At 74.6% G+C, this 23,852-nt stretch carries 23 protein-coding genes; 9 read left to right on the forward strand and 14 right to left on the reverse strand.

Features of this window, described 5'->3' with window-relative positions; genetic code table 11:
* Positions 1–174 precede the first annotated feature (174 nt).
* Positions 175–381, forward strand: coding sequence for an antitoxin (locus ABTY56_RS00960; RefSeq protein WP_350625083.1), 207 nt, complete (start codon positions 175–177; stop codon positions 379–381).
* Positions 382–454: 73 nt separating this feature from the next.
* Positions 455–1,144, forward strand: coding sequence for a transglycosylase SLT domain-containing protein (locus ABTY56_RS00965; RefSeq protein ID WP_350625085.1), 690 nt, complete (start codon positions 455–457; stop codon positions 1,142–1,144).
* 68 nt (positions 1,145–1,212) lie between these two features.
* On the opposite strand, the gene galE is transcribed toward ABTY56_RS00965, so the two are convergent.
* The 5 genes from galE to ABTY56_RS00990 all read right to left on the reverse strand — a co-directional run bounded on the left by galE (position 1,213) and on the right by ABTY56_RS00990 (position 7,120).
* Entirely contained in the window at positions 1,213–2,226 is a 1,014-nt protein-coding gene (gene galE / locus ABTY56_RS00970) for a UDP-glucose 4-epimerase GalE (RefSeq protein ID WP_350625087.1), read from the reverse strand.
* A 145-nt stretch (positions 2,227–2,371) separates the two neighbouring features.
* Positions 2,372–3,043 (reverse strand): hypothetical protein, encoded by a 672-nt coding sequence (locus ABTY56_RS00975; protein ID WP_350625089.1) that lies wholly within the window; start codon positions 3,041–3,043, stop codon positions 2,372–2,374.
* A 199-nt stretch (positions 3,044–3,242) separates the two neighbouring features.
* Positions 3,243–5,462 carry an RICIN domain-containing protein gene (locus tag ABTY56_RS00980; RefSeq protein WP_350625091.1) on the reverse strand — a complete coding sequence of 740 codons (2,220 nt, stop codon included), beginning with the start codon at positions 5,460–5,462 and terminating at the stop codon, positions 3,243–3,245.
* A gap of 376 nt (positions 5,463–5,838) precedes the next feature.
* A complete protein-coding gene (locus tag ABTY56_RS00985; protein WP_350625093.1) occupies positions 5,839–6,276 on the reverse strand; it encodes a hypothetical protein in 438 nt (145 codons plus the stop codon).
* A 79-nt stretch (positions 6,277–6,355) separates the two neighbouring features.
* Positions 6,356–7,120, reverse strand: a complete 765-nt coding sequence (locus tag ABTY56_RS00990; protein WP_350625095.1) for a hypothetical protein — start codon at positions 7,118–7,120, stop codon at positions 6,356–6,358.
* 333 nt (positions 7,121–7,453) lie between these two features.
* Here ABTY56_RS00990 and ABTY56_RS00995 point away from each other — a divergent pair, with 333 nt between their 5' ends.
* Entirely contained in the window at positions 7,454–9,907 is a 2,454-nt protein-coding gene (locus ABTY56_RS00995; protein ID WP_350625097.1) for a cytochrome P450, read from the forward strand.
* Between the two features lie 81 nt (positions 9,908–9,988).
* On the opposite strand, the gene ABTY56_RS01000 is transcribed toward ABTY56_RS00995, so the two are convergent.
* The 3 genes from ABTY56_RS01000 to ABTY56_RS01010 all read right to left on the reverse strand — a co-directional run bounded on the left by ABTY56_RS01000 (position 9,989) and on the right by ABTY56_RS01010 (position 11,226).
* Entirely contained in the window at positions 9,989–10,120 is a 132-nt protein-coding gene (locus ABTY56_RS01000) for a DUF6126 family protein (protein ID WP_350625099.1), read from the reverse strand.
* 44 nt (positions 10,121–10,164) lie between these two features.
* On the reverse strand, positions 10,165–10,509 hold the full coding sequence (locus ABTY56_RS01005) for an ArsR/SmtB family transcription factor (protein ID WP_350520917.1): 345 nt from the start codon (positions 10,507–10,509) through the stop codon (positions 10,165–10,167).
* 249 nt (positions 10,510–10,758) lie between these two features.
* Positions 10,759–11,226, reverse strand: a complete 468-nt coding sequence (locus ABTY56_RS01010; protein WP_350625102.1) for a hypothetical protein — start codon at positions 11,224–11,226, stop codon at positions 10,759–10,761.
* Positions 11,227–11,445: 219 nt separating this feature from the next.
* Between ABTY56_RS01010 and ABTY56_RS01015 the strand changes: the two genes are divergently transcribed.
* On the forward strand, positions 11,446–12,162 hold the full coding sequence (locus ABTY56_RS01015; protein ID WP_350625104.1) for a polysaccharide deacetylase family protein: 717 nt from the start codon (positions 11,446–11,448) through the stop codon (positions 12,160–12,162).
* A gap of 85 nt (positions 12,163–12,247) precedes the next feature.
* On the opposite strand, the gene ABTY56_RS01020 is transcribed toward ABTY56_RS01015, so the two are convergent.
* The 3 genes from ABTY56_RS01020 to pdxR form a co-directional block, all read right to left on the reverse strand.
* Positions 12,248–13,396: a glycoside hydrolase family 3 N-terminal domain-containing protein gene (locus ABTY56_RS01020; RefSeq protein WP_350625106.1), complete on the reverse strand. Its 1,149-nt coding sequence runs from the start codon at positions 13,394–13,396 to the stop codon at positions 12,248–12,250.
* 170 nt (positions 13,397–13,566) lie between these two features.
* Positions 13,567–14,376, reverse strand: a complete 810-nt coding sequence (locus tag ABTY56_RS01025; RefSeq protein ID WP_350625108.1) for a hypothetical protein — start codon at positions 14,374–14,376, stop codon at positions 13,567–13,569.
* 116 nt (positions 14,377–14,492) lie between these two features.
* Positions 14,493–16,007, reverse strand: a complete 1,515-nt coding sequence (gene pdxR / locus ABTY56_RS01030) for a MocR-like pyridoxine biosynthesis transcription factor PdxR (RefSeq protein WP_350625110.1) — start codon at positions 16,005–16,007, stop codon at positions 14,493–14,495.
* A 29-nt stretch (positions 16,008–16,036) separates the two neighbouring features.
* On the opposite strand from pdxR, the gene ABTY56_RS01035 reads away from it, so the two are divergent.
* Positions 16,037–16,888 (forward strand): L-histidine N(alpha)-methyltransferase, encoded by an 852-nt coding sequence (locus ABTY56_RS01035; protein ID WP_350625111.1) that lies wholly within the window; start codon positions 16,037–16,039, stop codon positions 16,886–16,888.
* 26 nt (positions 16,889–16,914) lie between these two features.
* On the opposite strand, the gene ABTY56_RS01040 is transcribed toward ABTY56_RS01035, so the two are convergent.
* Positions 16,915–17,412 carry a MarR family winged helix-turn-helix transcriptional regulator gene (locus tag ABTY56_RS01040; RefSeq protein ID WP_350625113.1) on the reverse strand — a complete coding sequence of 166 codons (498 nt, stop codon included), beginning with the start codon at positions 17,410–17,412 and terminating at the stop codon, positions 16,915–16,917.
* Positions 17,413–17,523: 111 nt separating this feature from the next.
* Here ABTY56_RS01040 and ABTY56_RS01045 point away from each other — a divergent pair, with 111 nt between their 5' ends.
* The 3 genes from ABTY56_RS01045 (at position 17,524) to ABTY56_RS01055 (ending at position 21,015) form a co-directional block, all read left to right on the forward strand.
* Positions 17,524–18,444 (forward strand): EamA family transporter, encoded by a 921-nt coding sequence (locus ABTY56_RS01045; protein ID WP_350625115.1) that lies wholly within the window; start codon positions 17,524–17,526, stop codon positions 18,442–18,444.
* Positions 18,445–18,617: 173 nt separating this feature from the next.
* Positions 18,618–19,259, forward strand: a complete 642-nt coding sequence (locus ABTY56_RS01050) for an NAD(P)-dependent oxidoreductase (protein ID WP_350625117.1) — start codon at positions 18,618–18,620, stop codon at positions 19,257–19,259.
* A 154-nt stretch (positions 19,260–19,413) separates the two neighbouring features.
* Positions 19,414–21,015 (forward strand): alpha/beta hydrolase, encoded by a 1,602-nt coding sequence (locus ABTY56_RS01055; RefSeq protein ID WP_350625119.1) that lies wholly within the window; start codon positions 19,414–19,416, stop codon positions 21,013–21,015.
* 11 nt (positions 21,016–21,026) lie between these two features.
* Here ABTY56_RS01055 and ABTY56_RS01060 read toward each other — a convergent pair whose 3' ends face one another.
* Together ABTY56_RS01060 and ABTY56_RS01065 are read right to left on the reverse strand one after the other, a co-directional pair.
* Positions 21,027–21,353, reverse strand: coding sequence for a hypothetical protein (locus ABTY56_RS01060; protein WP_350625121.1), 327 nt, complete (start codon positions 21,351–21,353; stop codon positions 21,027–21,029).
* A gap of 17 nt (positions 21,354–21,370) precedes the next feature.
* Entirely contained in the window at positions 21,371–21,781 is a 411-nt protein-coding gene (locus ABTY56_RS01065) for a hypothetical protein (protein ID WP_350625123.1), read from the reverse strand.
* A gap of 544 nt (positions 21,782–22,325) precedes the next feature.
* Here ABTY56_RS01065 and ABTY56_RS01070 point away from each other — a divergent pair.
* Positions 22,326–23,750 (forward strand): lytic transglycosylase domain-containing protein, encoded by a 1,425-nt coding sequence (locus ABTY56_RS01070; RefSeq protein WP_350625125.1) that lies wholly within the window; start codon positions 22,326–22,328, stop codon positions 23,748–23,750.
* The last annotated feature ends 102 nt before the right edge of the window (positions 23,751–23,852 follow it).

The following is a 23,852-nucleotide window of genomic DNA, read 5'->3' on the forward strand; positions in this document are numbered from 1 at the left end:
GCCGTCTTCTACACGCCTGTAGAAGACGGGCTGGAGCATACAACCCATCTCACCAAAGTCACCCGCCGCCGACCGGCAGCAGGCGAACCGTTCGGACGGCCGTCGTTAGGATGGTCATGATCCCCGCCACGTCGGCACACCATCAGGAACGGCTCAGAGGAGCAGAGCGTCACCATGTTTGAGAGTCTGAAGAACCTGGCGGACAAGGCCACCGACCTCGCCCGCGAGCACGGTGACGTGATCGGGCAGGGCCTGGAGAAGGTCGGCGACGCGATCGACGACCGCACGGACGGCAAGTACAGCGGGCAGATCGACACCGGCGTCGAGAAGGCGAAGGACTTCCTCCGCAACCTCGACGGCGACCACGAGGCCGCCGAGTAGCCTGCCGACGGAACACGGCTGACCGTGCGGCGGTCGAACGAGCGCACGGGCGAACGGGGAGGGACCGGCAGCGGTGAGCGAGGAACAGAAGGGCCCGGGGTGGGGGCGCTGGCTGGTGATCGGTGTCGTGGTCGTGGCCGGACTGGGCCTCATCCGCGGCAACGGCCACGACGGCGCGACCTCCGCCGACCCCACGCCGTCCGCCGCGGCGTCGTCGGCCCCGCCGTCCGGCGCCGCACCGTCGGCCGACCCCTCGGCCGCACCGTCGAAGCCCCCGGGCCGGTACGACCCCGCCGACTACGCCGCGCCGGTGCGCCAGTACGCCGCCGAGGCCGGGGTCAACCCGCAGCTGCTGATGGCGATCCTCTACAACGAGTCGTACAAGCCGCACGACCCGGAGCTCGAACGGGCCTGGCAGCGCAGCAAGCCGGACGCCTCGTTCGGCATCGCCAACATGCACCGGGCCGCGTTCGACGACACCAAGCCCGGCCGTCCCTTCGCCTCCCGCCAGTGGGAGGAGCTCCCGGACGACCGCAACCTGGCCGTCCAGGCCGCCGCGTGGCACCTGCACGACCTCGCCGCGCAGCTCCCGGCCCGCCCGAGCGTGTCGCTGAGCCGCGACGAACTCGTCGCCCTCGGCTACAACGCGGGCGCGGGCAACATGCTGGCCTTCGCCCGGGGCGTCAAGATCGGCTCCCAGGCGCAGTCCTACCTGGACCGGCTGCGCGACAACTGGACGAAGTCCGGCGAGGCCGTGAAGTAGGGCCCGCCCCGTCCGGCGTCGCGCGGCGACGGTGGCGGCGCGCGGGCGGGCCCCGGGCTGCCGACGGGTCAGACACCCAGGCGGGCAGCCCACTTGGCGCGCCAGGCGAGGGCGTCGGCGACCCCCTCGGCGATGCCGCGCCGGGGCTGCCACTCCAGCAGCTCACGCGCGGTGTCGACGGCGGCGTAGCAGCCGATCACGTCACCGGGGCGAGGGCCCGCCTCGCGGACGTCGAGCCGGGCGCCGACGGCCTGTTCGAAGGCGGCGATCAGCTCGCGGACGGTGGTGCCGTCGCCCGTCCCGACGTTGATCACGCGGTAGCGGTCCGCCGCGCCCGGGGCGACCACCTCGTCGAACCGGAGCAGCGCCGCGACGTGCGCCTCGGCGAGGTCCTGGACGTGGACGTAGTCGCGGATGCCGGAGCCGTCGCGGGTCGCCCAGTCGACGCCGGTCACGGTGAACGGCGCGCCGGTGGTGTGCGCCTCGATCAGCTTGCCGAGGGCGTGGGTGGGGTTGAGGTCCTGCAGGCCGGTGCGCAGCTGCGGGTCGGCACCGATCGGGTTGAAGTACCGCAGGGCGATGACGCGCTGCCGTTCGGCCCCCTCGCCCCGGGTCCAGTCCTGGAGCACCTGCTCCATCATCTGCTTGGTGCGCGCGTACGGGCTGTTGGCGTCGACCGGGCAGCTCTCGTCGACGCGGGCGTCGGGGGTGGGCGCGTAGATGGAGGCGGAGCTGCTGAAGACGACGCGGGTACAGCCGTGCCGCTGGAGGGACTCCAGGAGTTCGACGGTCTTGGCGACGTTCTCCCGGTAGTAGTACAGGGGCTTGGCCACCGACTCCGGTACGACGATCTTCGCGGCGCAGTGCACGGTGGCGTCGATGTCCGGGTGGTCGGCGAAGATCCGGTCGAGCAGGGCGCCGTCGGCGATGTCGCCCTGGTAGAAGACCCGGTCCTCGACGAACTCGGCCCGGCCCTTCGAGAGGTCGTCCAGCACGACCGGGGTGATCCCCCGGTCGAGCAGGGCGGACACCACCGTGCTCCCGATGAACCCCGCTCCGCCGGTGATCAGCACCTTCTTCATCCGCGGACGCTCCCTTGCGATCGGCCGGGCGCCCGGTGGCGCCCGATGACCGAGGAGGACGTCGGTTCGTGCCCTGCTGGTTCCCCGGCACGTGCCCCGACGGCCGGGGCCGGGCGGCTGGGGCCCCGCGGTCGGGCCCGGCGGTTCAGGCCCGGCGGCGCCGGAACCAGAGGCCCGCGGCGGTCAGCACGACGGCCGCGACGGCGGTGCCGATGGCGGCCCAGGTGGCGCCGGCGGAGGTGGTCTCGTGCACGGTGGCGGCCGTGGTCTCGCGGACGGGGCCGGCGGTGGCCGCCTGCGTGGGGGCGGGACCGGCGGTGGCCGTCTGCGTGGGGACGGGCACCAGGGTGGGGGCGGTCCCGGTGCCCGTCCCCTGGGTCGGCCCGGCGGTGGGTCCGCCCGGCGTGGGGTGGGCCGCGGTGCCCGCGGGCACCGGGTCGTTGATGACGGTGGCGTCGACGTCGAGCTCGCGCTGGGCGTGCCCCAGCGAGGGGAAGGCACAGTCCACGGTCACCGTCCAGTGCCCGGCGGGGAGGATCTCCCGGGTGGTGTACGTCCCCGGGTGACCGGGGACGGTGACCAGGCGCCAGGGCCCGACGGCGCGGCCGTCCACGGCGGTGGCGGAGAGCGTTCCGGCGAACTCCTCGGTGACCGGGTCGTGGTCGTTCTCCCAGGTGGCGACGGTGCTGACGTGACCGTTCTGCTGGCCGGTGACGTCGAGGTGGACGCTGTCGCCGTGGGAGACCGCGGGCGTGGCGGTGGCGAGGACGACCGCCGCGGCCAGGGCGGCGGTGGCGAGGATCGGGCGGGTTCGCATGGCGGGATTCCTCATGGCGGTGTGGGGAGCGGGCGCAGGAAGCGGGGCGCCGGGCGCGGCCGCCACTGGGTGAGTGGCGGCCGCGCCCGGCGTGTCGGTCCGAAACGGCTCACGGGGCTCGGCGACGTGCGACCGGCGGCCGGCGGCCGGCGCTAGCGAGCCGGTGCGGCGGGCCTGCGAGCCGATGGTCCTGCCGGCCTCACGAGGTCTTCAGCACCGACCAGTTCTGGTACGGCCGGCCGTTCGGCTGCTGCAGCTCCAGCAGCCAACCGCCGTAGTACCAACGGTTGCTGAGCCCCAGCACCAGCGAACCGCCGTCCGCCGTGACGGTGAACCCGCCGTCACCGGCGGTGAGCTGCCACTTCTGCGCGGCCGCGTCGGAACACGGCTGCTGGGCGACGTACTGGCCGGCGACCGCGGCACCGCCGAGCTGCAGGCACTTGCCGGAGCGCGCGGACTTGATCCGCACCGCGCCGTTCCCGGCGTCCTCGAACTGCCACTTCTGGTTGGCGTAGCCGGTGCGCTGGTAGGCGATGGCCACGGTGCCGTCGTTCATCGAGCTGCCCCACAGGTCGGCCGCCTGGCCGGTGAGGCTGTTGACCATGGTGTAGTTCGCGCCCGGCTGCGGCCGGCCGGCGTCGGTGACGGTACGGAAGGTGGCGGCGCGGCCGGGCTTGCCGACCGCTCCGGCGGCGTCGCGGACGGCGACGGCCACCGTGTACGAGGTGCCGGGGGCGAGGCGGACCAGGCCGACCACGGTCGAACGGACGGTGCCGATCGTCTGGCCGTTCAGCAGGACGTCGTAGCCGGCCGCGGCGGGAGCCGCCTTCCAGCTCAGCATCACCGAGTTCTGGGTGATCTGGCTGACACCGACGTCAGGGCCCGCGTTGCCGGTCGTCGGCGTCGCGGTCGGGGTCGGGGTCGGGGATCCGGTCGGCGTGGGGGTGGTGCCGCCGGTGGGCGTCGGGGACGGCGAGGGCGTGCGGGTCGGCGTGGCCGTCGCAGTCGGGGTCGGGGTCGGCGAGGGCGTCGGCGTGGGGTTGGGGTTGGGGTTGCTGCCGCCACCGGCGATGAGGAAGCGGTTGTTGGCGACGTTCCAGTGCGTGGTGAGGTAACTGCCCTGCGCGGGCGAGGTGTTGTAGTAGTCGTCGTGGTTGCAGTCGAGCCGGTCGTCATGGGCGCGGTCCGGGCAGACGGTCCGCATCTGCGGGTAGTTGGGGGCGTCCGAGTAGCACATGATGTCCCACTCGTCGACGCAGTGCCCGGCCTTGCTGGAGTTGGGGGCGCTGTTGTTCACCGCACCCAGGTTGTGGCCGAGTTCGTGCGCCGCGGTGCTGCCGCTCCAGCAGCCGGAGTCGGTCCGGCCGTACGAGGGGCCGAAGTTGCTGAGGTTGTCCTGGCTGGGGCGCTCGTCCCCGGCGAAGGTGCCGATCCCGCAGTACACCTTGGCGTCGGTGAACATCATGTACTTGCGGTCCTTGCGGTTGAACCCCTGCGCGGCGACGGCCCGGTTGGTCGCGTTGAAGTCCTGGATCTCGGCGTCGGAGATCTGCACGTTCAGCACCGAGGCGGTGCAGTCGGACTCGGTGACGAAGCGGACGTGCCGCTCGCCGCCGGTCTCCGCGGCGCTCGCGTTGTAGATGACGTCGACGTCGGCGGCCCACTTCTTGAAGGAGGGCAGGTACTGGGCGAAGCGGTCGCTGCTCGGGGAGTGCACGTACACCACCTGGACGCGGTTGCCGCTGCTGCCGTCGCCGTCGCAGACGACCTTCGAACCGGCGGGCGCGGCGGGCACGCCCGGCGCGGCATCCGCGGCGGCGCTGCCGGAGCCGCCGAGCAGCGTCTTCTGCGTGGCGTCCAGGACGGGCGCGCCGCCCTTCAGCAGGTCGGCGGCGGCCGGCGGCTGGGCACCGGCGGCCGGGGTGAGCGCGGGCGCCTGCGCGGCCGGGGCCGCGACCGGCGCGACGTCCTGACGGACGTCCACACCCTTGGGCGGCACGTCCGGGCCGTGGCTGCACTGGGTGCTGCCGGTGACCTCCAGCGTGCCGCCACAGCGGTCGCTGCTGGGCAGGCTCAATCCGGCGTAGACCAGGCCGCGATCGGGCTCGTCCTTGGGTATCGCCTTGAGCGGCACGGCCTTCTGGTCGCGCTTCGGGGCGGGCGCCTGGGTGGCGCCTTCGGCGGTGCCGGTCTCCCCCGGCCCGCCGTCGTCGCCGACCAGTCCGGCCTGCGACCCCGAGTTGTCGACCGCGTCCGCCGCGGCCGTGACGGCGCTCTGCGCGCCCGTCGGCTCCAGCGCGGTGCGGATGCCGAGCGTCCCCGCCACCAGCCCGGCCGCCACCACGGCGGCGACCAGGGCGCTCCTGCGGGTGAGCCTGCGGCGCTTGCGCCGACGAAGCTCGCTGCTCCGGTGTCCCATCGCGTTCCTTTCCTCGTGCGACGACCCGCGCCCTGTGGTGAAGGGGGGCTCGGGCCTTCCGACACTCCGGAGAGCGAACAGGACGGCAGGGGATAACAGAAACCTCTTGCGAATTTCTTCGACCCGTTCGACCGGGCCGTCGGCTCGGGCCCGGTGGCATGCGAAGCAGCGGTACGGGTCCGGCCGCAGGCCAGGAGCGGTCCGGTGCGGGCAGGAGAACGGTCATGACCAGGCAGGGAACGTTCCCGGTGCGGGCAAGAGACGGTCAGTCATGGACAGGAACCGGTCCGGCTCAGACAGGGACCGGTCCGAATTGGGCGGGATTCGAGGAGCTCACTCGGCCGGTGTGTGACGGCCGGTCACCCCCGGGCAGTGATCAGGCCGCGGCCGTCACGGCTCCCGGGCCGAAGGACGCCGCGACCGCGGCGGCGCCGCAGCCGCCGTGCAGCCGGGCCAGTGCGCCCGCCAGGGCGACGCGGTCCCCGGCGAGCCAGAGCCGCAGGGCCGCGGAGAGCGCGGCGCTGGCCGGCCCGGCCGACGGCCCGCCGGTGCGGGCGAGCCGCTCACCGAGCAGCGGCAGCAGGTCCGCGACCGGAGCGGGCAGCCACAGGGTCAGGGCGAAGGGCGCGGGCCGGGCCAGGACGCGCAGCAGCGGCAGGACGGACGAGTCGTCGTGCAGGGCGGGGATGACCTCCAACAGGCCGTCCACCGCCACGTCGGACACGTCGCCGCCGTGCCCGCGCGCCAGCTCGCGCAGCAGCGCCCGCTCGGCCGCGGTGATCCGGACGGTCAGCATGACCTCGTCGCAGTCCATGGTCCCGGTCCCCTGTCGTGGAGTTCGTGGAGTACTGGAAGTTCGTGGAAACCCGTGTGCGGTGGTGCCGTCGTCGTGTTCAGTTCCGCGCCGACAGGGTTCCTGCCCCGATCCGGCCGCCCGACACCGGCTCGATCAATCCGTAGTGGCCGTCATAGCGGCGGTAGAGCACCCGGCCCCGGTCGTCTCCAGGCCCCGTGTAGCCGACGAAGGGGCGGCCGCCGAGCCAGAGCCGGCGGCCTGCCTCCGCGAGGTCGAGCCGCGGCAGGGCCCCGCTGCCCGCGGCGCACAGCTCCACGGCCCCGCTCAGCGGGCAGCGGTGCACCAGGCCGTCCCACCCGGTCGTCACGTCCGCGAAGAGGTGGAACCGCCGGTCCAGCGCGATCAGCTCGCGCGCGGCCTGCCCGGGGGTGCGGCGGGCGAGCACCACGGTCTTGTGCCGGGCGATCCGCCGCCGGGCCAGCGGGCGGTCGACGTACTGCGGGCGGTAGGCGCTCTCGTACGTGGCGGCGAAGCCGATGTCGCCCTGCTCGCGCAGCCGGACGGCCCGCCCGACGAGCGTCCCCAGCACCAGGTCGACGGACTCCCGGGCCGTTCCGGTGGCCAGTTGCACCCGCACCGGCCCGGCGTCGTCCAGTTCGACATCCGCCTGCGCGAGCGCGGGCCGGCTGATCGACCGGTCTTGCGTCCGGGTGAGCCGGAGCCGCAGCGCGCGGGCTCCGGGGCCGAGCGCGGTGGCCGTGTCCAGCGCCCGGGCCCTGGCGTACTCGGCGTCCTCGCGCGGCAGCTCACCGCGGATCTCCACCCGGACGTCGAGCGCGGGCCGGTGGCGCAAACGGGTCATCAGGTTCCTCCCTCTCCCGCCACCATGCTGGCCCTCGCGCGACCCTGCGGCGAGGGTCCAAAGACCCTGCGGCCGGGCCCCGCCGGGGACCTTCCGACCCGCGCCATCCGCGCAGGTCAAGCCGGATCTCCGGGAGGGCGCGGAAGAGGCGGCGCGATCGGCCGTTGGAGTGATCCCCGCGCGTTCGGCGCAACGCCCGTGGGACCGGCGCGTTTGCCATGGCGAGCGCCCAGGTGCGCGCGGGGTCCGCGCTGGCCGGGCCCCGAGCCGCGGTCGGCCCGCCGGTGCCCACCCGCACCGCCCGGCGCCTGCCCCTCTGTGGAAGGTAGTGTCATGTCCCTGCTGACCGAGTCCCGGAAGCGGATCGTCCCCCCGAGAAACACGCCCCGCCCGTCCCCCCTGGCCCGGTCCGCCGTCCCGCCGCTCGCCCCCGGCGCGCTCCCCGGCCTCGGACACGCCGCCGCCCTGCTCCGCGACCCGCTCGGCTTCCTCGGCTCCCTCTCCCGTCACGGCGGCGTGGTCCGCATCCGCCTCGGACCGCGCACCGTCTGCGTGGTCACGGACGCCCGGCTGGTCCACACCCTGCTGGTCGCCCTCGCCCACGACTGCCCGCGCGGCGCCGTCCAGGACACCCTCAAGACGGCCTTCGGTGACGGTCTGCTGATGTCCGAGGGCCAGGCCCACCGCGACCGGCGCCGGATCATCCAGCCCGCCTTCGGCCCGGACCGGATGGGCGGGTACCTGGCCGTGATGCACCAGGTCACCGAGGAGCGGGCCGGGCGCTGGCACCCCGGCCAGGTCCTGGACGTGGCCAAGGAGATGAACCACCTGGCCCTGGAGATCGTCACCCGCTCACTGTTCGGCGCCCGGCTCAGCGAGGACGCCACGCTCGCCTTCCACCGGGCGCTGCCGGACATGGTGAAGGGCCAGATCGTCCAGTCCCTCTACCCGAACCCGTCGCTCGCCCGGCTGCCGCTGCCCGTCAACCGGCGCTTCGACGCCGCCGTGCGGGTGCTCAACCGGGTCGTCGACCAGGCCGTCAACAGCCGTTCCGGAACGCCGGGTTCGGAGGACGGACACGGCACCCTGCCCACCCTGCTGCGCGCCGCGACCGACCCGGCCACCGGCTGCCCGCTCACCGAGGCCGACGTCCGGTCCGAGGCGATCACCATGTTCGGCGCGGGCACCGAGACCGTCTCCACCACGCTCACCTGGCTGCTCGACGAACTGCTGCGCCACCCCGAGGTGGAGGCGCGCGTCCTGGCCGAGCTGGACGAGCACCTGCCCGCCGGCGCCGTCCCCACCCCCGAGGCGCTGGCCCGGCTCACGTACACCCGGAGCGTCACCCAGGAGGTGGTGCGACTGCACGCGCCCAACGCCTTCCTGATGCGCACCGCCCGCGTCCCGGTCGAGCTCGGCCCGTACCGGATCCCGGCCGGCACCGAGCTGCTGTACAGCCTCACCGCGCTGCACCGCGACCCGGTGCGCCACCCCGAGCCGCTCGCCTTCCGTCCCGAGCGCTGGCAGGACGGCGGCGGCGCCGGCCGACCGTCCTTCCTGCCCTTCGGCGCGGGCAAGCACAAGTGCATCGGGGAGGCCTTCGCCTGGGCGGAACTGACCGTCGCGGCGGCCGCGATCCTGCGCCGCTGGCAGCCGGTGGCCGTGCCGGGCTCGCGGGCCCGGGAGGTGGTCTGGACGACGGTCCAGGCGCAGGGGCTGCGTGTCCGGCTGGCGCCGCGCGAGCAGCGGGCGCCCGGCGGCGGGCGCGCCGGCCGCGCCGCGCGGACGTCAGGCGGGCGGGGTGCCGCGGCTTCCCGGGACGAGCCGGCGGTACCGGGCCGCTGTCCGTCCACCGGCGCCCCCGCGGCGAGCCCGCCGGCCCGCCCGCCCGGCGAGCTGTACGCCGCCGCGCAGCGGCACGACGACTGGGCGGTCCGCCACGGCCTGCTCACCCCCACCGAGCTGCCCGGCTACCGCTCCTACGCCCTGCAGGAGCTGATCGGCCACGCCTTCCCCCGCGCCCGGGGCACCGAACTCGACCTGCTGCTGGACATGCTGGGCTGGTTCACCATCCTGGACGACCGCTTCGACGGCACCCCCGGACGCCGGCCCGCCGAGGCGCACGCCCTCGTGGACCCGCTGATCTCCGTCCTCGACGGCGGCGACACCCCGTCGGAGTCCCAACTCCTCGGCTCCTGGCGGGAACTGTGGGACCGTCAGAGCGCGTCGATGTCCCCCGCCTGGCGCGCCCGGGCGGCCCGCGAGTGGCGGGAGTGCCTGGCCACCTTCCCCGCCGAGGCCGACCACCGCGCCCGCGGCACGGTGCCCGCCCACGGCCTCGGCCTGACGGACACCATGCGGCTGCGCCGGCACGGCAGCTGCCTCTACCCGTTCATGAACATACTGGAACGGGTCCACGGCGCCGAAGCCCCCGCCGCCCTGCACGCGGAGCCCGCACTGCACCGCCTGCGCGCCCACACCGCCGACGCCGCCACCCTGATCAACGACCTCTACTCGCTGGAACGGGAGGAACGGCAGACCGCGGCCGCCTTCAACACCGTGCTCACCCTGCAGCGGGCCCTCGGCTGCACCCGCAGCCGGGCCGTCCGCGCCGTACGGGACCGGGTGGCGGTGCTGCGCCGGGAGAGCGAGGTGCTGCGCCGCGACCTGCAGCGCCGACACCCGGCGGGGCGCTGGTACCTGGACGGCACCCGGGAACTCGTCGCGGGCGTGCAGGCCTGGAGCAGCACCAGCGACCGCTACCTGGTTCCGGACGACGGGCGGTGACACCGGGCGGACGGTGATACCGGGCGGACGGCGGTGGCACCCGGCGGTGGAGGATGACACCCGGCGACCACCCCGGCCGCGCTACTTCCGACCGCCGAGCGCGAACAGCAGCAGCACGAAGCCGGCGAACAGGTGCGTGGCGAAGATGTAGATGCCCGCGCGGACCATCATCGCCTTGCGGCGCGACTTCTCCTCGTTCGTGCTGTCGCTCATGGTGGGTGGTTCTCCTCGGATCGGTCGGACGGGCCGGGCGGGGCTCAGCGGAGCTGTCGACCGCCGGAGGCGCGCAGCTCGGTGAGCAGCGCGCCCTGGTCGGTGATCAGCTCGGTCAGGATCCGGCGCGCCGCACGCAGCAGGTCGGCGACGTCCGGAGTGCTGAGCGCGTACACCACGGTGTTGCCCTCGCGGGTCGCCGTGACCAGCTGGGTGCGGCGCAGCACCGCGAGCTGCTGGGAGAGGTTCGACGGTTCGACCTCGATCTCCGCCAGCAGCTCGCGCACCGGCCGGGGTCCGTCCTGGAGCAGTTCCAGGACCCGGATCCGTACGGGGTGGCCGAGGGTGCGGAAGAACTCCGCCTTGGCCTGGTACAGCGGGACCGGCATCGTCCGCGCGCCTCCCTTGGATCCGGCTCGGGTCCGGCTCGGTGGTCGTCCCGGCCGGGCGGTCCGTGCCGCGGCCGGTAGGCATCATCGCGGACAGATGAAGACTTCTTCAAGTCGTCACAGCTCGACGACTCCCGCTCGCCGCGCGCAGGGGTGACCCACCTCACACCTGCGCCCGCGTCGGGGCATGCCGACGCCGAGCCCGGGACGCTGCCAACTCCCGGGCTCGGCAGTCACGGTGACGAGCCGTCAGCAGACTACAGGCACATCGACCGTGACCGGGGCCGGTCCTCGCCACATCGCCTCGACGGAGAAGGATGCGTGCACGGTCGAACCGCACGGCACGGTCGCGGTGATCCCGTCGACGCGCACGGTGCTGACCGTGAAGACGGTGCGACCGTTCACCGCGCCCAGCGAGTTGCCGCCGGTCACGTCGGCCGACAGCCGGGTGAGCAGCTCCTGCGGCGCCGGCGGCCACGGGGTGCCCGGCGACGGCGGGCCGGCCAGTCCGATCTGCCCGTACAGCACGACGCTGTCGCCGGTGACGTCGGCGCAGACCTTGGTGGACAGCCCGGCCTGGAGGCCGGACCACCCGCAGGTGGTGACGGTAGCGGCGGGGGCGGCGGCCGTCGAGGTCGCGGCGAGCGCCGGCACGGGCGACGCGAACAGGGCGACGGCGCCGGCGGCGCCCGCCGTGATCCTGGCGATGCGGTTCATGGGTTCTCCTTGGGAGGCGAGGACGGTCAGAGACAGGTGACGTGGCACATATGACATTTCATAGGCCCACGACAGAAACTTTGCCATGCGATTCCTATGCCTGCGTGGGTTTCACCCTTGGAAGTAACGCCTCGACCGAAACGAGACCTTCAATGGCGCAATCACCCTCGGACGGGCGAACACCCATAACCCGCCGGGCAACGTCTGCGTTGACCCCAGGTGAACCGACTCCGCACCGCCGCCGCGGCCGTCCTCGCCGCCGTCGCCCTGCTGGCCGCCGCCCCGCCGCCCGCCGAGCTCCTGGGCACCGAGATCCGCCGGATCCCCACCGACGAACGCGTCCTCGCCCTCACCTTCAACGCCGCCTGGAACGAGACCGGGCTCGACACCGTCCTCGCCGTCCTGCGCGACCGCGGCGTCCCGGCCGCGTTCTTCCCCACCGGCGACTTCGCCGACCACCACCCCGACGCGGTCCGCGCCATCGCCGCCGCCGGACACGGCCTCGGCAACCACTCCTACAGCCACCCCCACTTCCCCGACCTCACCGCCGACCGGGCCCGCACCGAGGTCCGGCGCGCCGAGACCGCGATCCGCCGCGCGGCCGGGACGGAACCGCTGCCGTTCTTCCGCTTCCCGTACAGCGAGACCACCCCGCAGGGCATCACCACCGTCAACGAACTCGGCTACGCCGACCTGGAGTTCACTGCCGACACCAACGGCTACCTGGGCCCCGGTCACGGCATGACGGCGGACCGCGCCGTCGAGCGCGCCCTCGCCGCCCTGACCCCGGGCGCCGTCCTCCAGCTCCACGTCGGCGCCACCGACGAGGGCGGGCCGGACACCTGCCTCGACGCCGAAGCACTCCCGCGCATCATCGACGGGGCACTGGCGCGCGGCTACCGCATCGTCGACCTGCGGACGCTGCTCGACCGGTGAGCGGCGCCGCGGGGCGGGCCGGGCGTCGAGCCTCCGGTGCGCCGCCCAGCCGCCCAGCCGCTCAACCGCCCAACCGCTCAACCGCTCAACCGAGCGCGTCGCGCAGGGCGTCGACCCGGGAGACGGCGGCGGTGAAGGCGTGGCGGTCGAGCCGGCCGTCGTCGAGGGCGGCGGCCAGGGCTCCGGTGGCGTCCTCGGCCTGCTGCGGGTCACGGGCGGAGCAGAGCATCAGGTCCATGCCGGCCCCGGCGGCGGCCACCGCGCGGTCGCCGGTGTCGCCGTACGGGTCGAGCGCACCGGCCTCCATGGCGTCGGTGACGGTCACGCCGTCGAAGCCGAGCCGACCACGGAGCTCGCCCTGGATGACGGTGGGCGACAGTCCGGCCGGGCGTTCCGGGTCCAGCGCCGGGTACACCGCCCAGGACGCCATCACCAGCCGCACGCCCGCCGCGATGGCGGCCCGGTAGGGGGCCTCGCCGCGGGCCCGGATCTGCTCCAGCGGGACGGTGAGGGTGACCGGGCGCTCGTCGGTGTTGGCCCCGCGGGCGGCCGCGCCGAGCCCCGGGAAGTGCTTGGCGGTCGCGGCCACGCCGAGGCTCTGCTGGGCGGCGAGGAAGGCGCTGCCCAACTCGGCGACCGTGGAAGGGTCCTGGCTGTAGGAGCGCTCGGCGTGGTCGATGAAGTTGTCCGGGGTGTCGTAGACGTCGAGCACCGGGGCGAGGTTGACGTTGAGGCCGGCGTCGGCCAGGTTCCGGGCGGCTCCGATGCCGGATTCCACCGCGGCGGCCGGCGGGTTCGCGGCCGACCCGGTGCGGCGGGCGGAGAGTTCGGGCGCACCCGGCAGCCGACGGACCTTGCCGCCCTCCTGGTCGGTCATCAGGAGCAGGCCGCGCGGATTCGGCGCCTCGGCCGCAGCCTGCTTCAACTCCGCCACGGCCTGGGCGAGTTGCTCCGGGCTGGTGATGTTCTCGCCGAACAGGATCACCCCGGCCGCCCGGCCCTCCCGGATCGTCTTCAGCAGTTCGGGCGGCGGCGTCGGACCCGCGTACGAGAGCACGATCCGCCGGCCGGCGAGCACCCGCGAATCCTCCTGGTCCTGGGCGGCCATCGTGACGGTCCTCTCGGTGTGGGGGCTGCGGGCCACGGACACCGATCCGACCGGGACGGGGCCGAGCGCGGCCCCCAGGACCGTCAGCACCACTCCGAACCGGGCGGCTCGTCGGAAGGTGGCCATCACGCCTCCTGGATCGATGGGAGTGACTGGAGCGATGGAGCGATGGAGCGATGGAGCGACAGAACGATTGAAGCGCGTCGATCGACGGCGGACCACGGCCCGTCAGCGTACCCAGGGCCCGATCCGCCGGTCCCTCCCCGCACCAGCTTCATCCGACAATCCGATCGGCGCTACACCTCGGGCCAGAGAGTGGGCCGAACGTTCGATCGACTGGACATCCTGGTCCTGCCGCCGGGGCGGCGTCTCGCCGCCGAGCTGCGGGTCCGCGTCAACGGCGAGGACCGGTGGCCCCGGCGGTCACGACCGACGGAGCTGCGCCGGGAGCGTGAGGCTGGGCAGGCCCTCCGGCTTCCCCTCGTCGTCCACCCGGGTGTCCCCGGGGTAGCGGGCGCACTCCGCGCCGGCACTGAGGTGAGGTAGCCGTTCGCGTAGTCCACGGAAGCGGACACCGTGGCCGAGACCGCGTCGGAGGCGGACCCGGCGGCACCCGACTTCGGCGGCTCCAGGAGCAGTCGGACGCGGTCCGGCTCCCGGGACGAGGTGACCGTCCACCCCTGGTCGTTCAGCGTTCGCTCCGCGCGCAGGACCGCCGCCTCCGCCTGCGGACCGGTGAGCGCCTTGACGCTGAAGCCCGCGTGGATCGCGGCGGTGCGGGGCTCGTGCGGAGCGGAGTCGTCCACGCCGTCCAGGGCGTGGGCGAGCCCCCGCCGGTGGCAGTCGTAGACGTCGGCCTCGACGGCGGGGGTGTACTGCGGATCGAGCACCGGAGCCGGCGACAGGCCGAACGCGTCGTAGACGGCCAGGAGGCGGCCGTTCACCTGTGCCGCGGTGGCGGCCGGGTCGGCCGTCGGGTACGGCTCGCCCTGCCAGACCCGGCCGAGGCTCACCGCGCCGAACACCAGCGTGGTCGACAGGCCCAGGCCGATGAACAGGTAGGCCGCATTGCGAGCGCGTCCGCGGGTTCGGGATCCGTTCTCCATGATCGCCATCGTGCCCGGAGCCGGCCGGCCACCGCCTGAGTAGCCCTCCGCTTCCGTCCTGAGTACGCGTACTCGTTTCGCCGCCCGGCGCCCGGCGGGGGTCGTGGCGGCCCCGCTCACCCCGCCCGGCGGAGCAGCTGCCCGAGGACGGCGATGCCCTCGGTGATCTCGGGCGGCGAGCCCGCCGCGTAGCCGAGGACCAGACCGGGCGGGTACGGCAGGCGGGCGTGCCAGGACAGCGGCTGGACCTTCACGCCCAGGGCCAGGGCGGCGGTGGCCAACTCGGTGTCGGTGCAGCCGAGTTCCTCCGGCAGGGTGAGCATCAGATGGAGACCGGCCGCCGCACCGTGGACGGTGGCGCCGGGAAGGTGGGTGCGGATGGCGGCGATCATGGCGTCCCGGCGGCGCCGGTGGCGGCGGCGCAGCAGCCGAAGGTGGCGGTCGAGTTCGCCGGATTCCATCAGACGGGCGAGGACGAGTTGCGGCAGCACCGGGTTGCCGAGGTCGGCGAAACGTTTGGCGTCGAGGACGGCCTCCCGGAGGCGGGCGGGCACCAGCAGCCAGCCGGTGCGCAGGGCGGGGGCGAGCAGTTTGGAGATGCTGCCCGCGTAGCAGACCCGGTCCGGCAGCGCGGCCCGCAGCGCCGGGACGGGCGGGCGGTCGTAGCGGTGCTCGGCGTCGTAGTCGTCCTCGATGACCAGGCCGCCCTCGGCCGCCCAGCGCAGCAGGTCACGGCGGCGGTCGCCGCCGAGGACGACACCGGTCGGGTACTGGTGGGCGGGGGTGAGCAGGACGGCCGGTGCGCCGGTGGCGCGCAGGGCGTCGACCCGGATGCCCTCGGCGTCGACCGGCACGGGCGGGGTGGCGGCGAGCCAGTGGGCGAGGTGCCGGCGGGCGCCGAGCGAACCGGGGTCCTCGACGGCGACCTCGGTGACGCCCGTCCGCCCGAGGGCGCGGCCGAGCAGGGCGAGGGCCTGGGCCGTGCCGGCGACGATCAGCACCTCGTCGGGGTCGGCGCGGATGCCCCGGTTGCGGGCGAGCCAGTGGGCGACGGCCCGGCGCAGCGCCGGGGTGCCGCGGACGTCGCCGTAGCCCAGGTCGTGCGCGGCGAGACCGTCGAGGACGGCCCGTTCGGCACGCAGCCAGGCGGTGCGGGGGAAGGCGGCGAGGTCGGGCACGCCGGGGGTGAGGTCGATCCGGGCGGGGGTGCCGCGCAGCAGGTCGAACACCTCGGGATCGGGGTCGTCCCGGAACAGGGCGGGCGCCGTCGCCGCCGGGGGTCGACGCGGTTCCGGGGCGGGCACGGCGGGCGGGGCCGGGGTGGCGACCACGACGGTGCCGCCGCGGCCCCGCCCGGCGATCTGCCCCTCCTCGGCGAGGCGCCGGTAGGCATCGGTCACCACCCCGCGGGAGACGGCGAGTTCGGCCGCCAGCACCCGGCTGGCGGGCAGTCGGCTGCCGATCGGGAGCCGGCCGTCGGCGACGGCCTCGCGCAGTCGGCGGGCGAGCCAGTCGGTGAGGCCGCCCGGTGGGGCGTCGGCGGGGTCGAGCTGGAGGAAGTCGGCACCGGTCTCGCGGGGGCCGTGCGCCTCTTTGGACCGGTCGGGTGCGGCAGCTTTGGACCTGTTCACCGGACCATAGTGACGCGAGGGTGGTGGCCATGACCACGGAAACGGCCCGCGCGGCACAGCGGAACGAGAACGAGAACACGACCTACGTCCACGGTTACTCGGAGACCGAGGCGCAGCGCCTCGGCGACCAGGCGGACACCCTCGCCGAGCTGCTGCACGCGGGCACGGCGTACCCGGCGGGCAGCCGGCTGCTGGAGGCGGGCTGCGGGGTGGGGGCGCAGACGGTGCACCTGCTGGCCGCCGGCCCGGGGGTGCTGCTGACCGCGATGGACCTCTCGGCGGAGTCGCTGGCGCAGGCCCGCGCCCGGGTGGCGGCGCAGGCACCGGACGCGGAGGTCACCTGGCACCACGGCGACCTGCACCGGATGCCGTTCCCGGACGGCGCGTTCGACCACGTCTTCCTCTGCTTCGTGCTGGAGCACCTGCCCGATCCGGCGGCCGGACTGGCCGCACTGCGCCGGGTGCTGCGGCCCGGCGGGACGATCACGGTGATCGAGGGTGACCACGGCTCGGCCTTCTTCCACCCGCGGAGCGCGGCCGCCACCCGCACGATCGACCACCTGGTCCGCCTCCAGGCCGAGGCGGGCGGCGACGGTCTGCTCGGCCGCCGTCTGTACCCGCTGCTGACGGCGGCCGGGTTCACCGACGTGACGGTCCGCCCGCGGACGGTCTACGCCGACGGCGGCCGCCCGGCGCTGGCGGAGGGCTTCACGCTGCGCACCTTCGTCGCGATGGTCGAGGCCGTCCGGGCGGAGGCGCTGGCCGCCGGGCTCGCCACGGCGGAGGACTTCGACCGGGGCATCACGGAGCTGCGCCGCGCGGCCGAGCCGGGCGGCACCTTCCACTACACCTTCTTCAAGGCGGTCGCGGTCAACCCGTGAGGACCGGCCCCGCTCGGCGGCGGCCGTTAGTCCGGGCTGTCCCCGAGGGCCACCAGCAGGGCGCGCATCGCGTCGACCAGCGCGGCGGTCCGGGCGTCGTCCAACCCCTCCAGGAGGCCGAACTCGGTGGCGAGGTGGTCGGGCAGGGCGCGTTCGATCAGGGCGTGGCCCTCGGGGGTGAGGGCGACCTCGCGGCTGCGGCCGTCCTGGTCGCTGCGGGTCCGGGTGACCAGGCCGCGGGCCTCCAGCCGGTCCAGGCGCTGGGTGATGGCGCCGGAGGTGACCATGGAGGACTGCATCAGGCCGGTGGGGGTGAGGCGGTAGGGCGGGCCGCTGCGCTTGAGGGTGGCGAGGACGTCGAAGGAGGCGGCGTCCAGGCCGTGCTCGGCGAAGGTGCGGTTGAGCGCCGTGTCCACCAGGCGGTAGAGGCGCTTGAGCCGGCCGAACACCTCCATCGGGGAGACGTCCAGGTCGGGGCGCTCGGCGGCCCACTGCGCGACTACGCGGTCCACATGATCTGCCACGGCTCCAGGGTAGGCGATCGGGCCCGAATCCCTTAGCAGCGAGGTAACTGTGAGCCACGTCACCGGCCCGCGGCGATAGAGAATGCCTTAGCGCTGAGATACATTGGCTTAGTGCTAAGACATCGCCTCGCCATCGTGCTGGTGACGGCGCTCGCCCCCGCCGTCTGGGGGACGACGTACCTCGTCACCACCGAGCTGCTGCCGCCCCACCGCCCGCTGCTCGCCGCCGTCATCCGCTGCCTGCCCGCCGGGCTGCTGCTGATCGCCCTCACCCGCCGACTGCCGCAGGGCAGCTGGTGGTGGCGCTCCCTGGTCCTCGGCGCGCTCAACATCGGGGCGTTCCAGGCCCTGCTGTTCATCGCCGCCTACCGCCTGCCCGGCGGCATCGCCGCCACCGTCGGCGCCGTCCAGCCGCTGATGACCGCCGGTCTCTCGGCCGCCGTCCTCGGCGACCGGCTCACCCTGCGCACCGTGCTGTCCGGCATCGCGGGCGTGGCGGGCGTGAGCCTGCTGGTCCTGCGGGCCGGCGCCGAACCGGACGCGCTCGGGGTGACCGCCGCGCTCGGCGGCGCCGCGGTCATGGCCGCCGGCGTCGTGCTCTCCAAGCGCTGGGTGTCACCCGCCCCGCTGCTCGCCACCACCGGCTGGCAACTCACCGCCGGCGGCCTGCTGCTGGTGCCGCTCACGCTGCTCACCGAAGGCGCGCCGCCGACCCACTACACCGCCGCCAACGTGCTCGGCTACGCCTATCTGTGCCTGATCGGCGCGGCCGTCACCTACGTGCTCTGGTTCCGCGGGCTCCGCTCGCTGCCGCCGACCTCGCTCTCCTTCCTCTCCCTGCTCAGCCCGGTGGTCGCGACCGTGATCGGCTGGCTGGCGCTCGGGCAGAACCTCAGCCCGCTGCAGGCGCTCGGCGCACTGGTCGTGCTCGGTTCGCTCGTCGTCGCCCAGACCCAGCGGCCCGGCGCCACCACCCGGTCGACACCGGTGGCCCGGTCGGCCGCCGCGCCACCGGTGCGCGAGAACGTCTGACCCCTCCCGGTCGGAGTCCCGCGCGTCCCGGGATCCCCACCGGTGTCCCGGACCCGGCGCCCCCGAGCCTGCGTCCCCGATCTCCCGTTCCCGATCCCGCATCCCGCGTTCCCAAGCCCGCATCACGCATCCGGTCCGGACCCGGTCCGGACCCCATCCGAGGAGAACTCCCCATGCGCATCACCGTGTTCGGCGCCACCGGAAACGTCGGCAGCCGGGTCGTGGCCGAGGCGATCGCCCGCGGCCACGAGGTCACCGCCGTCGTACGGGACCCGGCCAAGCCGCACGGCCTGCCCTCCGCCGTCACCCTCGCCGTCGCGGACGCCCGCAACCCCGAGGACGTCACCCGGGTGACCGCGGGGCAGGACGCGGTGATCACCGCCACCCGCCCGGTGCCCGGCAGCGAGCACGAACTGGCCGTCGCCACCGAGGGGTTGCTGGCCGGCCTCGCCGGCACCGGCGTACGACTGCTGGCCGTCGGCGGCGCGGGCAACCTCCTCGTCCCGGGCACCGACGGCACGACCCTCGTCGAGACCCCCGGCTTCCCCGCCGAGATCCTCCCGATCGCGCTGGCCTGCGGCGAGCAGCTCGACCTCTACCTCGCGGCCGACGCCGACGTCGACTGGACGTACCTCAGCCCGGCCGCGCTGCTCGAACCGGGCGTGCGCACCGGCCGGTTCCGGCTCGGCCGGGACGAGCTGCTGCTCGACGCCGACGGCAACTCGGCGATCTCCATGGAGGACCTCGCCGTCGCCCTCCTCGACGAGGTCGAGACGCCCGCCCACCACCGCGCCCGGTTCACCGCCGCCTACTGACGGCCGGCGGCGGCCTCCACGGGGGTGGGGCCGCCGCCGGCCACCCCCGTCCGGAACTGGAGCCTTCCTCCGGGCGGGGGTGTAGCCAGCACCACCCCGAAGACGGCAGCACGGGTGATCGATCGTCAGGCCCGGCTCGGACAGGATCATTCCCGTGACGAACACCGCATCGACGAACCCCGCCCCGACCGCCACCGCCCCGGCCCGCACCGCTCCGGCCGCCACCAGGCCCCGCACCCGCCGTGCCGCGCTGGCCATGGCCGCCGCCGTACTGACCGGCCTCGCCGTTCCCGCCACCGCCAGTGCCGACACCGCCCGCGATCCGGGCGACGCCGACCCGGCACCCGCCCGCTACACCCACCAGACGCTGAACTGGCAGCCCTGCGCCACGCAGCCCGCCCTGGACTGCGCCACCATGAGCGCCCCGCGCGACTGGCACCACCCCGGTGTCGGGGCCGACCTCACCATCGCCGTCTCCCGGCACAAGGCGACCGCCGACCCGGCCAAGCGCAAGGGCACCCTGCTGATGGCGGCCGGCGGCCCCGGCGGCTCGGGCCTGCTGCGCCCGGCCGGACTGGCCACGGCCGCCCCTGCCGTCGGCGCCGCGTACGACATCGTCGGCTTCGACCAGCGCGGGGTCGGCGCGAGCACCAAAGCCGTGTGCCAGACCCCGGAGGAGTTCCAGGAGTTCCTGGCCGGCGACTACCGCGACCAGTCCCCCGCCGCGGTCGACCACGTGATCGCCGAATCCACCAAGCTGGCCGCCGATTGCCAGGAGCGCAGCGGCGACCTGATCCCCTACCTCACCACCGAGCAGACCGCCCACGACATCGACCTGTTCCGCTCCCTGCTCGGCGAGCGCAAGCTCAGCTACTACGGCCCGTCCTACGCCACGATGATCGGCGCCTACTACGGGACGCTCTTCCCGCACCGGGTCGAGCGGATGGTGCTGGACAGCAACATCGGTTTCGACGGCACCTGGGAGAAGTTCCAGCTGGGCCAGCCCATGAGCTTCCAGCGCCGCTTCGACGAGGACTTCGTGCCCTGGCTGGCGACCCAGGACGCCACGTACCACTGGGGCACCACGCCGGAGCAGGTGCGGGCGCACTGGGAGCAGCGGCGGGCCGCGCTGCACGACTCCCCCATCGTCGAGGGCTCGCTGACGATCGGCCCCAACCAGCTGGACAACATCGCGATCTCGGCGATCTACTCGGCCTCCCACTTCCCCGACCTCGCCCGCCTGCTGGCCGTCCTCGACAACTGGCAGACCACCGACGCCGCCACCCGGGCAGCGGTCGCGACCATGTTCAACAGCTACCTCAGCCCGGACTTCCTCGCCGAGTACTTCTCGGTGACCTGCAACGACACCGCGTGGACCAGGGACATGGACACCTGGGTGCGGCTCGGCGCCGAGAACACCGCCCGCTGGCCGCTGGTCGGCGCCCGGACGCTGGCCTTCAGCGCGGTCTGCGCCGCCTGGCCGGTCGCCCCGGCGCCCAAGGTCAAGGTCACCGGCGCCCACCTGCCGACCACGCTGATGCTCAACTCGGTGCACGACCCGGCGACGTACTACGAGGCGGCGCTCGGCGCCCACCGTGCACTGCGCGGCTCGAAGCTGGTCACCGTCACCGGGAACGGCGACCACGGACAGTACCCCGGGCCCAACTCCTGTGTCACCGACGTGGTCGAGCGCTACCTGCTGGACGACAAGGCGCCCGCGCACGACCTCACCTGCGCTTCCCCGCAGGCGGGTTGACGGCTCCCGGGTCAGCCCCGGGGCCGGGCGCCCAGCCGGGCCCGGAGCCAGCCGAGGCCGACGGCCATCGCGGCGAAGCCTCCGACGGCGAGCTTGATGCCGGCCTTGGCGACGAGCCAGCCGATCCCCGGAACGGCCCACCCCAGCCAGTGGAACACGGCCAGCAGCACCGCCGCACCGCACAGCGCGGCCAGGACGGTCACCACGACGGCGGCGGCCCGCGAGAGCTCCTGCGGGCCGTCGGGGTCGGAAGCGGACACCGGAGCCGGGCTCGGCATCGTGCCGTCCGAAGCGCCGCCGGTCTCGTTCACCATGTCGTTCGTACCCCCCTCGCCCATGGGGTGATGATACGACCTCAGCGCCGGGCGTGGTGGGTGTCCCCGAGGTGCTCGCCGGTCTCGTCGTCGGGGAAGCTGACGGCCAGGGTGACGCGGTACTCGTGGACGTCGTCGCGGTGCCCCGGCACCCGGGCCCAGGCCAGCGAGTGCACCTCGGCACCGGGGGCCTGGCGGCACCAGGAGGCCGCCTCCTCCAGGGCGCGGGCGGCCGACAGCCCGGTGCACACCACGGCGGTGTACGCGGCGACCGCGACGTCCCCACCGGAGCGGCAGTTCCGCGACACGGCCCGGACCGCGGCGGCGGCCTGGGTCAGGTCACGGGCCAGGTCGTCCACCACCCGAGGGGGCGCCGGCAGCACGACTGCTCCCTCGGCGACGGTCTCCGGCAGGTTCGGGCTCACGGTCTGGACCTCCATCCGCATCATCACGCGGCACAGCATGCCGGGCGGTGATTCCTGGCATGCCCACTTTCACCAGAACGTCACCCGTCCAGGGGCGAGTCGGGGACGCACCCTGGCGTCCGGGGGCCCGTCCTGCTAGGGGTGGCCGACCGCGGCGCCGGACGTTCCGGCAGGTCAGAGGGGTGGAGGACGGGCGCCGCCGGGGAGCCCGAAACGCCGCGCACGTACCACCCCCGTGCTCCGAACCGCCGGTCCGGCGCCCGGGGCGTCCGTCCCCCCGCCGTTGGGCCCTTGGTCAACTCCCGGTACCGGAAGGGGAGATGCCGCCGGACGCGGGCGAAGCAACCGCACGCCACGGGCCCGGTCCGCGGCCCGGGGACCGGCGCACCCCCGCTGAAGTGCCGAGTTAACCCCTCGGAGGGCCTCGGGCCGCCTCCCGGTCACCCTGTCCCTGTCAGATCGTCGTGATACTAATCGTCCGGTGGCGGGTGCCGTCATCAGGTGGACGGGCACGATGACGACAGCTCAACCGTTCCGGGATCGTCCGGGCGGTGACGGGGAGGGGAATCGGATGACGGCGAGGTTCGGCAGCAGCCAGGGCGGGCGGAAGCTCCGGGTCGGCAAGCGGGTCACGGGGACGGCGGCGGCCTTCGCCGCGCTGGCCGCACTGACCGGCTCTCAGGTCACGGGAATCGGCCTCGCCCCCGGCGCGGCCGCGGACACCGGCCCGACGACCGGCGCCACCGCCCAGGACGCCGACCACCAGGGCGCCGGCTCGCCGCTCGGCATACCCTCGCCCGGCACCGGTGTTCCGGCCGACGGCGGCGGCACCCTCCAGTTCCCGCAGCCGCCCGGCACGCTGCCGGGCGCGCCCGACGCCGGCCTGTTCGCGGCCACCGGGCCCGCCCTGCCCGCCACGGTGCTCGCCGCCTACCGCCAGACCGAGGCCTCACTGGCGCAGCGCTCCCCCGGCTGCCACCTGCCCTGGCAACTGCTCGCGGCGATCGGCCAGGTCGAGTCCGGCCAGGCCAACGGCGGCCAGGTGGACGCCTCCGGCACGACGCTGACCCCGATCCTCGGCCCGGCGCTGGACGGCAACGGCTTCGCCGCGATAGCCGACACCGACGGCGGCCGCTACGACGGCGACGCCCGCTGGGACCGCGCCGTCGGACCGATGCAGTTCATCCCGTCCACCTGGGCCACCTCGGGCGTGGACGCCAACGGCGACGGCAAGGCCGACCCGAACAACATCTTCGACGCCGCCGAGGCCGCCGGACGCTACCTGTGCGAGGGCGGCCGTGACCTCTCCGACCCGGCGCAGCTCGACCGCGCGGTGCTCAGCTACAACAACTCGGGCGAGTACCTGCGGACCGTCCGCAACTGGATGGCCCACTACGGCAGCGGCACGGTGACCACCGTCCCGAACCGTCCCGGGTCCTCGGTCCCGTCGCCGTCGCTGCCCTCGCCGTTCCTCCCGGTCGTCGGCGGCCCGACGGTCGGCGGTGGATCGGGCACCGGCTCGACCGGCACCGGCACGACGCCCGCCCCGGCTCCGACTCAGCAGCCGACCACGCCGGTGACGCCCGCCCCGAACCCGTCGCCGACCGCGCAGCCGACGACGCCCACCACGGCGCCGACGCCCACCGGTTCGCCGTCGCCGACCGCGACGCCGACGACCACCCCGAGCGGCACCCCGACGGCGACGCCCACGGGCACCCCGACCGGCACGCCCACGGCCTGCCCGGACCCGACGGCCACCCCGACCGGCACGCCCACGGGTACGCCCACCGCCACGCCCACCGGTACGCCGACGGCGACGCCCACCCCGACGGGTTCCCCGTCCCCCACCGCCACGCCGACCGGGACGCCGACGGCGACGCCCACCGGCGCCCCCGGCTGCCCGACCCCGGCGCCGACCGCGACGGGCACCCCGAGCGCGGCGCCCAGCACCACCCCCAGCGCCTCGGTCTCGCCCTCGGCGGCCCCGAAGAAGTGACCTGACGCAGTGGCCTGACGAAGTGCCGACGGGGGCGCGGTTCCGTACGAGGAACCGCGCCCCCGTCGTGTCCCGCCGGGCGGGTCGGGCGCGAGCAATGCC

It is taken from the genome of Kitasatospora sp. NPDC097691 (assembly GCF_040302665.1).
Lineage (GTDB): Bacteria > Actinomycetota > Actinomycetes > Streptomycetales > Streptomycetaceae > Kitasatospora.

Excerpts from the sequence above, each read along its gene's own strand:
- ABTY56_RS00960 (WP_350625083.1), top strand. The coding sequence starts at position 175 with ATGTTTGAGAGTCTGAAGAACCTGGCGGACAAGGCCACCGACCTCGCC.
- galE (WP_350625087.1), bottom strand. The coding sequence starts at position 2,226 with ATGAAGAAGGTGCTGATCACCGGCGGAGCGGGGTTCATCGGGAGCACG.
- ABTY56_RS00975 (WP_350625089.1), bottom strand. The coding sequence starts at position 3,043 with ATGCGAACCCGCCCGATCCTCGCCACCGCCGCCCTGGCCGCGGCGGTC.
- ABTY56_RS00980 (WP_350625091.1), bottom strand. The coding sequence starts at position 5,462 with ATGGGACACCGGAGCAGCGAGCTTCGTCGGCGCAAGCGCCGCAGGCTC.
- ABTY56_RS00985 (WP_350625093.1), bottom strand. The coding sequence starts at position 6,276 with ATGGACTGCGACGAGGTCATGCTGACCGTCCGGATCACCGCGGCCGAG.
- ABTY56_RS00990 (WP_350625095.1), bottom strand. The coding sequence starts at position 7,120 with ATGACCCGTTTGCGCCACCGGCCCGCGCTCGACGTCCGGGTGGAGATC.
- ABTY56_RS00995 (WP_350625097.1), top strand. The coding sequence starts at position 7,454 with ATGTCCCTGCTGACCGAGTCCCGGAAGCGGATCGTCCCCCCGAGAAAC.
- ABTY56_RS01000 (WP_350625099.1), bottom strand. The coding sequence starts at position 10,120 with ATGAGCGACAGCACGAACGAGGAGAAGTCGCGCCGCAAGGCGATGATG.
- ABTY56_RS01005 (WP_350520917.1), bottom strand. The coding sequence starts at position 10,509 with ATGCCGGTCCCGCTGTACCAGGCCAAGGCGGAGTTCTTCCGCACCCTC.
- ABTY56_RS01010 (WP_350625102.1), bottom strand. The coding sequence starts at position 11,226 with ATGAACCGCATCGCCAGGATCACGGCGGGCGCCGCCGGCGCCGTCGCC.
- ABTY56_RS01020 (WP_350625106.1), bottom strand. The coding sequence starts at position 13,396 with ATGGCCACCTTCCGACGAGCCGCCCGGTTCGGAGTGGTGCTGACGGTC.
- ABTY56_RS01025 (WP_350625108.1), bottom strand. The coding sequence starts at position 14,376 with ATGGAGAACGGATCCCGAACCCGCGGACGCGCTCGCAATGCGGCCTAC.
- ABTY56_RS01035 (WP_350625111.1), top strand. The coding sequence starts at position 16,037 with ATGACCACGGAAACGGCCCGCGCGGCACAGCGGAACGAGAACGAGAAC.
- ABTY56_RS01050 (WP_350625117.1), top strand. The coding sequence starts at position 18,618 with ATGCGCATCACCGTGTTCGGCGCCACCGGAAACGTCGGCAGCCGGGTC.
- ABTY56_RS01060 (WP_350625121.1), bottom strand. The coding sequence starts at position 21,353 with ATGGGCGAGGGGGGTACGAACGACATGGTGAACGAGACCGGCGGCGCT.
- ABTY56_RS01070 (WP_350625125.1), top strand. The coding sequence starts at position 22,326 with ATGACGGCGAGGTTCGGCAGCAGCCAGGGCGGGCGGAAGCTCCGGGTC.